Origin of the sequence: Secundilactobacillus oryzae JCM 18671, from assembly GCF_000740055.1 — a bacterium.
GTDB classification, from domain to species: domain Bacteria; phylum Bacillota; class Bacilli; order Lactobacillales; family Lactobacillaceae; genus Secundilactobacillus; species Secundilactobacillus oryzae.
Genome location: NZ_BBJM01000053.1, coordinates 1 through 5,732, shown reverse-complemented (window position 1 = coordinate 5,732; position 5,732 = coordinate 1). Strand labels below are relative to the sequence as shown.

4 protein-coding genes are annotated in these 5,732 nt (G+C 49.2%); 3 read left to right on the top strand and 1 reads right to left on the bottom strand.

The features are described from left to right. The first annotated feature begins 195 nt into the window (after nucleotides 1-195). The 3 genes from LOSG293_RS09370 to ppsA all read left to right on the top strand — a co-directional run bounded on the left by LOSG293_RS09370 (nucleotide 196) and on the right by ppsA (nucleotide 5,080). On the top strand, nucleotides 196-579 hold the full coding sequence (locus LOSG293_RS09370) for an MORN repeat-containing protein (protein WP_034529717.1): 384 nt from the start codon (nucleotides 196-198) through the stop codon (nucleotides 577-579). Then, complete coding sequence (locus tag LOSG293_RS09365; RefSeq protein ID WP_034529715.1) at nucleotides 569-2,410, top strand: acyltransferase family protein; 1,842 nt, start codon at nucleotides 569-571, stop codon at nucleotides 2,408-2,410. The genes LOSG293_RS09370 and LOSG293_RS09365 overlap by 11 nt, the downstream gene beginning before the upstream one ends. A gap of 267 nt (nucleotides 2,411-2,677) precedes the next feature. Beyond that, on the top strand, nucleotides 2,678-5,080 hold the full coding sequence (ppsA, locus tag LOSG293_RS09360) for a phosphoenolpyruvate synthase (RefSeq protein WP_034529713.1): 2,403 nt from the start codon (nucleotides 2,678-2,680) through the stop codon (nucleotides 5,078-5,080). Between the two features lie 70 nt (nucleotides 5,081-5,150). Here the strand turns inward: ppsA and LOSG293_RS09355 are convergent, their stop codons facing one another. After that, the gene (locus LOSG293_RS09355; RefSeq protein WP_034529712.1) at nucleotides 5,151-5,483 is read right to left on the bottom strand and encodes a hypothetical protein; all 333 of its coding nucleotides are present in this window, start codon (nucleotides 5,481-5,483) and stop codon (nucleotides 5,151-5,153) included. Nucleotides 5,484-5,732 lie beyond the last annotated feature (249 nt).

Below are 5,732 nucleotides of genomic sequence, written 5' to 3'. Positions count from 1 at the left end.
GTTAAATATTGTGTCACAATAGAAATTCGTAACTCTAAATTAAATTTAGTCATAATAAAACCCCCGAGATTGTTGTCCAATCTCGGGGGTTCACTTCAGGACACCCTGTCAGCGCGGTACCCTTTAGGTGCGCGTGGACGCGACAAATTTCTCGCGTCGGTATTGAGCGCAAATGTTGAAAGGAAGCCGAGTGGCATGAAACAGAGTCGGGGACGGTGGATCTTTGAAAGTATTAGCGTGGTTGCCATACTGCTGCTGGCCGTGATCAGTTTATGGCCATCGCGGACGAGTCAACAAACGGTGCGGGTGGACCATGGTCGGATGATCTATACCGGGGGCGTTTTGAATCATAAGTTTGCCGGTCAGGGGACGTTGAAGGTGCAAGGTCAAGGGACCTACGTTGGTCACTTTAAAAACGGCCGCTTTACGGGGTCGGGTGAATACATCGCGCCCAGTGGTTGGCGGATCAAAGATGACTTCGGCAACGGCGTTCTCCGGGGGAGTGTCCAGTTACGCGAGGGTCGGCGGACGTATACCGATAAAATTTTGAAGGACGGTCAACTAGAATATGCGCATTAAATGGTTTAGCCTGGTACGGATCACCGGGGTCCTATTAGTATTGACCTACCATTTTTTTCAAGCGAAATTCACGGGTGGGTTCATTGGCGTTGATGTTTTCTTCACGTTTTCGGGGTTCTTGATCACGGCCCTGATGGTGGACGAGTTTGCTGAATCCAATCAATTCAGACTGCTTGCTTTTTATGGTCGCCGGTTTTACCGGATCGTGCCACCACTTTTTTTAGCCGTTATATTGGTTCTGCCGATGACCGTCTTAGTCGATCATGATTTTGTGACCAACATCGGTTGGCAGGTCGCGGCGGCCCTCGGTTTTACGACGAACTATTTTGAAATTGCAACTGGCGGGAGTTATGAAACCAAGTTTATTCCGCACCTATTTGTCCATACGTGGTCGTTAGCCGTTGAAATGCACTTCTATTTATTATGGGGGCTCACTGCAAGTTTGGTCGCCAAGATGAGTCGTTATCGGAGCGCGTCGGCGGACGAAGCGTTGGTCCAGTTCCGAAAGTTGCTGATCACCTTAGCAACCCTCCTCGCAACGGGGAGTTTTCTGGCCATGAATTTAGGTGCCGTCGGTTTAACGGATTTTTCACCGGTTTATTTTTCCAGTGTGACCCACAGTTTCCCGTTCTTTATTGGTTGTGTGTTGGGCATCCTCAGTGGGATTCGCTACCAGCTCACGGCGTTTAAGTGGGTCTCACAGCATTGTCCCCGCAACGTAGCAATCGGTCTGATGATTCTTAGTTTTAGCGGCCTGGTCATCCTAGGTGACCGACTAAAATTTGACCGGTTGCAAACGTATCAACAAGGGTTACTGGCCGCAACGCTACTCGCCGCTTGTATGATCTACGGCGCGCGCCTGTTGCACGATCAAACGCCAACAATCAGTGAGCCACGCTGGATGACGTTTTTAGCGGATATCAGCTACAGTGTTTATTTATTTCACTGGCCGTTGTACGTTATTTTTTCACACCGAATGTCGAACTGGGTCGCAGCGATCCTAACGACCGGGGTCTCAATCGGCTTGTCCGCTTTGTCATACTACGTCTTAGAGCCGGTGATCGCCGGTAAACCGGTTCACATTTTTCAATGTAACGTGAACTGGAAAAAACTCCGGTTGCCAACGATGGTGGCCATTGTGCTCCTAGGTGTTAACGGGGAGAGCGTCGTCAAAGCCGCGCCCCCAGTCTCAACACTGGAGCAAAATTTGTGGATCAGCGGAATTCGTCAAGACGTTAATCTGATTCAGTCGACCCATACCGCCATTTTAGCGAACACGGGACCGGTGACAACGGCGGGGGAAAAGACGAAGGTGCACGTGCCCACGGGAGTATCAATTATCGGGGACAGCGTGACACTCGGTACTCGTGATTATTTAGGACAACACGTCGCTAACAGTACGATCGACGCGGAAGGGGACCGAACGATGAACTTGGCTGACCAAGTCTTGATAGCGCAGCAACGGAATCATCGTTTACGTCAGGACGTGGTGATCTGCATCGGGACCAACGCCCTCGACGGTTACCGGGTCCAGATCATGAAGCTGATCGACGCCTTAGCGCCCGGTCACCGGCTGATCTTCATGACGCCGTATAACGCGCAGGCCCAGTCAGATTGGAATTCGAGCAAGTTAGCAGTCTTCGAGTGGACGCTTCCTGCCAAGTACAAATACGTCACGATCGCCGATTGGGAGAAGGTCGCGGGACAACATCCGGCCGTTTTTGCCGGCACGGACGGCGTGCACTTTGGTGGCGTCCACGCGGGTGATGTCTTATACGCGCAGGTGATCAACCAGGCACTGAAGGTGGCCCGGACGAAACCATGTAAATAGATCTTCCTAGTTAATAGGGTTAAAAACACGGTTGCAGCATTGTGGCCGTGTTTTTTGGTGTTAAAGAAAGCGGATACTGAAAATTTTGCGATTAATTTATGAATGAATCATCAGAAATTAATGAGAGCTCCACCGGAAATTGGAAATACGCTTAAAATTTGTACACGGATGAACTATAATGGAGACTGAGAATGAAACCGTTTTCAATAACGACTTTGATTCTGCTGAAAATGGTTTTTAAGCTAAAAATCACAAGGAGGCAATATTATGAGTAGTCGAGAGACAGCAAATGTTTTATGGTTTAACGAGTTACATCGCGAAGACGTGAACTTGGTGGGTGGTAAATCATCCTCACTGGGGGAAATGACGTCTTCCATGGATGTACCGGTACCTTACGGCTTTGCAACGACCGCCCGTGCATACCGTTACTTTATGGCAGAGACGGGGTTAAACGACAAGGTTAACGCCTTGCTCGAAGGCATCAAGGACTACGAAAACTCAGATGAGTTGCACCATGCATGTGAACAAATTCGGAATCTAATTGTGAACGCGACCATGCCAGATGATTTAGCGCAAGATATTAAGACGGCCTACGCTGATTTGGCCGATAAGATGGGCCAAAAGGATCCGTTCGTGGCTATTCGTTCCTCAGCAACGGCGGAAGATCTGCCCGACGCATCATTTGCGGGGCAACAGGAATCATACTTAAACATTAAAGGGGCTGACGACGTTACTGACCGGGTTCAAGAATGTTATTCATCATTGTTTACCGACCGGGCAACGTATTACCGGCATAAACAAAACTTCCCGTATGAAAAAGTCGCCTTGTCGGCTGCCATTCAAATGATGGTCTTCTCCAAGGCTTCCGGAGTCATGTTCTCCGTGAACGTGGCCAACGGTGATGATACGAAAATCGTGATCGATGGCATTTACGGCTTAGGTGAATACATCGTGTTAGGGAAGGTCACCCCCGACCACTTTGTTGTGGATAAAGACTCAATGAAGATTGTTGAAAAGAACATCATTAAGCAACCAATCGAATTGATGCGGCAACCCGATGGCGGGACGGTCGAAAAAGAAGTTCCCGCGGACTTACAAGACCAGCCCGTTTTGACGGACGACCAGGTGATTGAATTAGCCGGTTATGTTAAGAAAATTGAACAACATTATGGCTGCTACATGGATATGGAATACGCGTTGGACACCAACACGAACCGGTTGTGGATCGTCCAAGCACGTCCCGAAACCGTTTGGTCTCAACGGAACAAGCAAAAGAAAGCCGACGCCGAAGAAGACGCCAACGTCGTTTCTGAAAGTGACGCGCAGGTTGCCGTTCGCGGGTTACCAGCAAGTCCCGGCTTAGCTAGTGGTGTCGTCCACGTGATCGATAGTCCTAAAGATATTGACCAGTTTAAGGCCGGTGAAGTGCTGGTCACGTTAATGACGTCACCAGACTGGGTCCCCGCTATGAAGAAGGCCGCGGCCATTGTAACTAACTTCGGTGGGATGACCTGTCACGCGGCCATCGTTTCACGTGAAATGCAGATCCCATGTATTGTTGGGACGAAGAGTCAGCACGTGGCGGCAACCGACGCACTGAAGACCGGCGACGTGGTGACGGTCGACGCTAAAAACGGGATTGTTTACATGGGTAAAGTTGCCAGTCTGTTGAAGAAATCGACGCCCGCTGCTCAAACGGGCCAAGTCGTGGCCGCCGAAACCTTCGCACCAACGGCTACCGGCGTCATGATGAACTTGGGTGATCCCGAGTTAGCCGAAAAGTATTCAACGTTACCCGCTGACGGGATCGGGCTGATGCGTGAAGAATTCCTCTGGACAACGTACATTCACGAACACCCACTCTACTTGATCGAACAGAGCCATCCTGAAACGGTGGTCAACATGCTCGCTAACGGGATTGCCAAGGTCGTTCGGGCAATGGCGCCACGGCCGGTTGTCTTACGGCTATCGGACTTCAAGTCCAGCGAGTACCGTAAACTTAAAGGTGGCGACAAGTACGAGCCACATGAATCCGCCGATCTATTAGGCTGGCGGGGCGCGTCACGGTATTATGATCCGAAATACATCGACGCTTTTAAGTTGGAATTAGCCGCGGTTAAGAAGGTTCGTAATGAATTTGGCCTGAAGAACTTAAACATCATGATTCCGTTCGTACGGACCGTTGAAGAAGCACAAAAGGTCACTGACATCATTAAAAGTGAAGGCTTGATCCGGAGCGCCGACTTCAAGGTTTACATGATGGCTGAAATTCCAACCAACATCATTTTGGCGGACCAGTTTAACCAGTTCGTCGACGGTTACTCGATCGGTTCAAACGACCTGGCAATGTTGATCTTGGGCTGTGACCGGAATAACGATACGGTCGCACACCTTTTTGACGAACGGAACCTCGCTGTTAAACGAGCCATTCGCCACCTGATCAAGACCGCGCACAAGGATGGTAAGACGGTATCAATTTGTGGGCAGGCGCCGTCTGAATATCCAGACTTCACGAATTTCCTGATTCAAAGCGGGATCGACTACGTTTCGGTCAACCCCGACATGGTCAAGGAAACCAAGCGCAACGTCGCGCACTTTGAACAACGGATCATGTTGGACAAAGCGACTGGCCGAGGTCTTCAAGATCCAGTCGACTACGATTGGGAATAATTACCGTTGATCAGTAAATTAGACTAAAAATGCACGTTGATCGCAATTGCGGTCAACGTGCATTTTGATATTACCAAGTAATTTTGTATTGATCGTCCGTGGTGGCCTGTAACTTAAAGTTCGGAAACCACTGGTGAGCGACAAATTCACTCTTGATTTTGGGCACCACGTATTTGGTGATCATGGATGACGGCAACATGGCGTCGACGCCAAACTGGTCGGCTAATTGTTGACGGGTCACGCTTAGTTCGCCGTGATCGACTGGCTGGCTTTGGAGGAACAAGTCCGTTAACTGGGTGTGCCGAGATTCAAGTTCACGCCAGCTGGCGGTATCAAAGTCGGGGAACTGATCATGGACCGCGATCAACGTTTGAAAAGCGGCCGGATTAAGGTCGATAACCATTAATTGTTTATCCACCTGTCATAAACATCTTTGCCCGTTGGCGAAAGATGTTGGATTTAAAGTAAAGACTGTCTAGGCTTAGCGGATTTTATGAGAACTGTAATTTCGGTTGTGTTGCAAATCCTAAAACACATCAATTGATTCAGGGTACTGTGCCCTGTCAAGTTTACACATTAAATAATAAAAATTAGTTGGCTTTGCCAAAACGGTATTCCGCTGCGGTAAGGTCATTTCTCTTCACTGAGATAA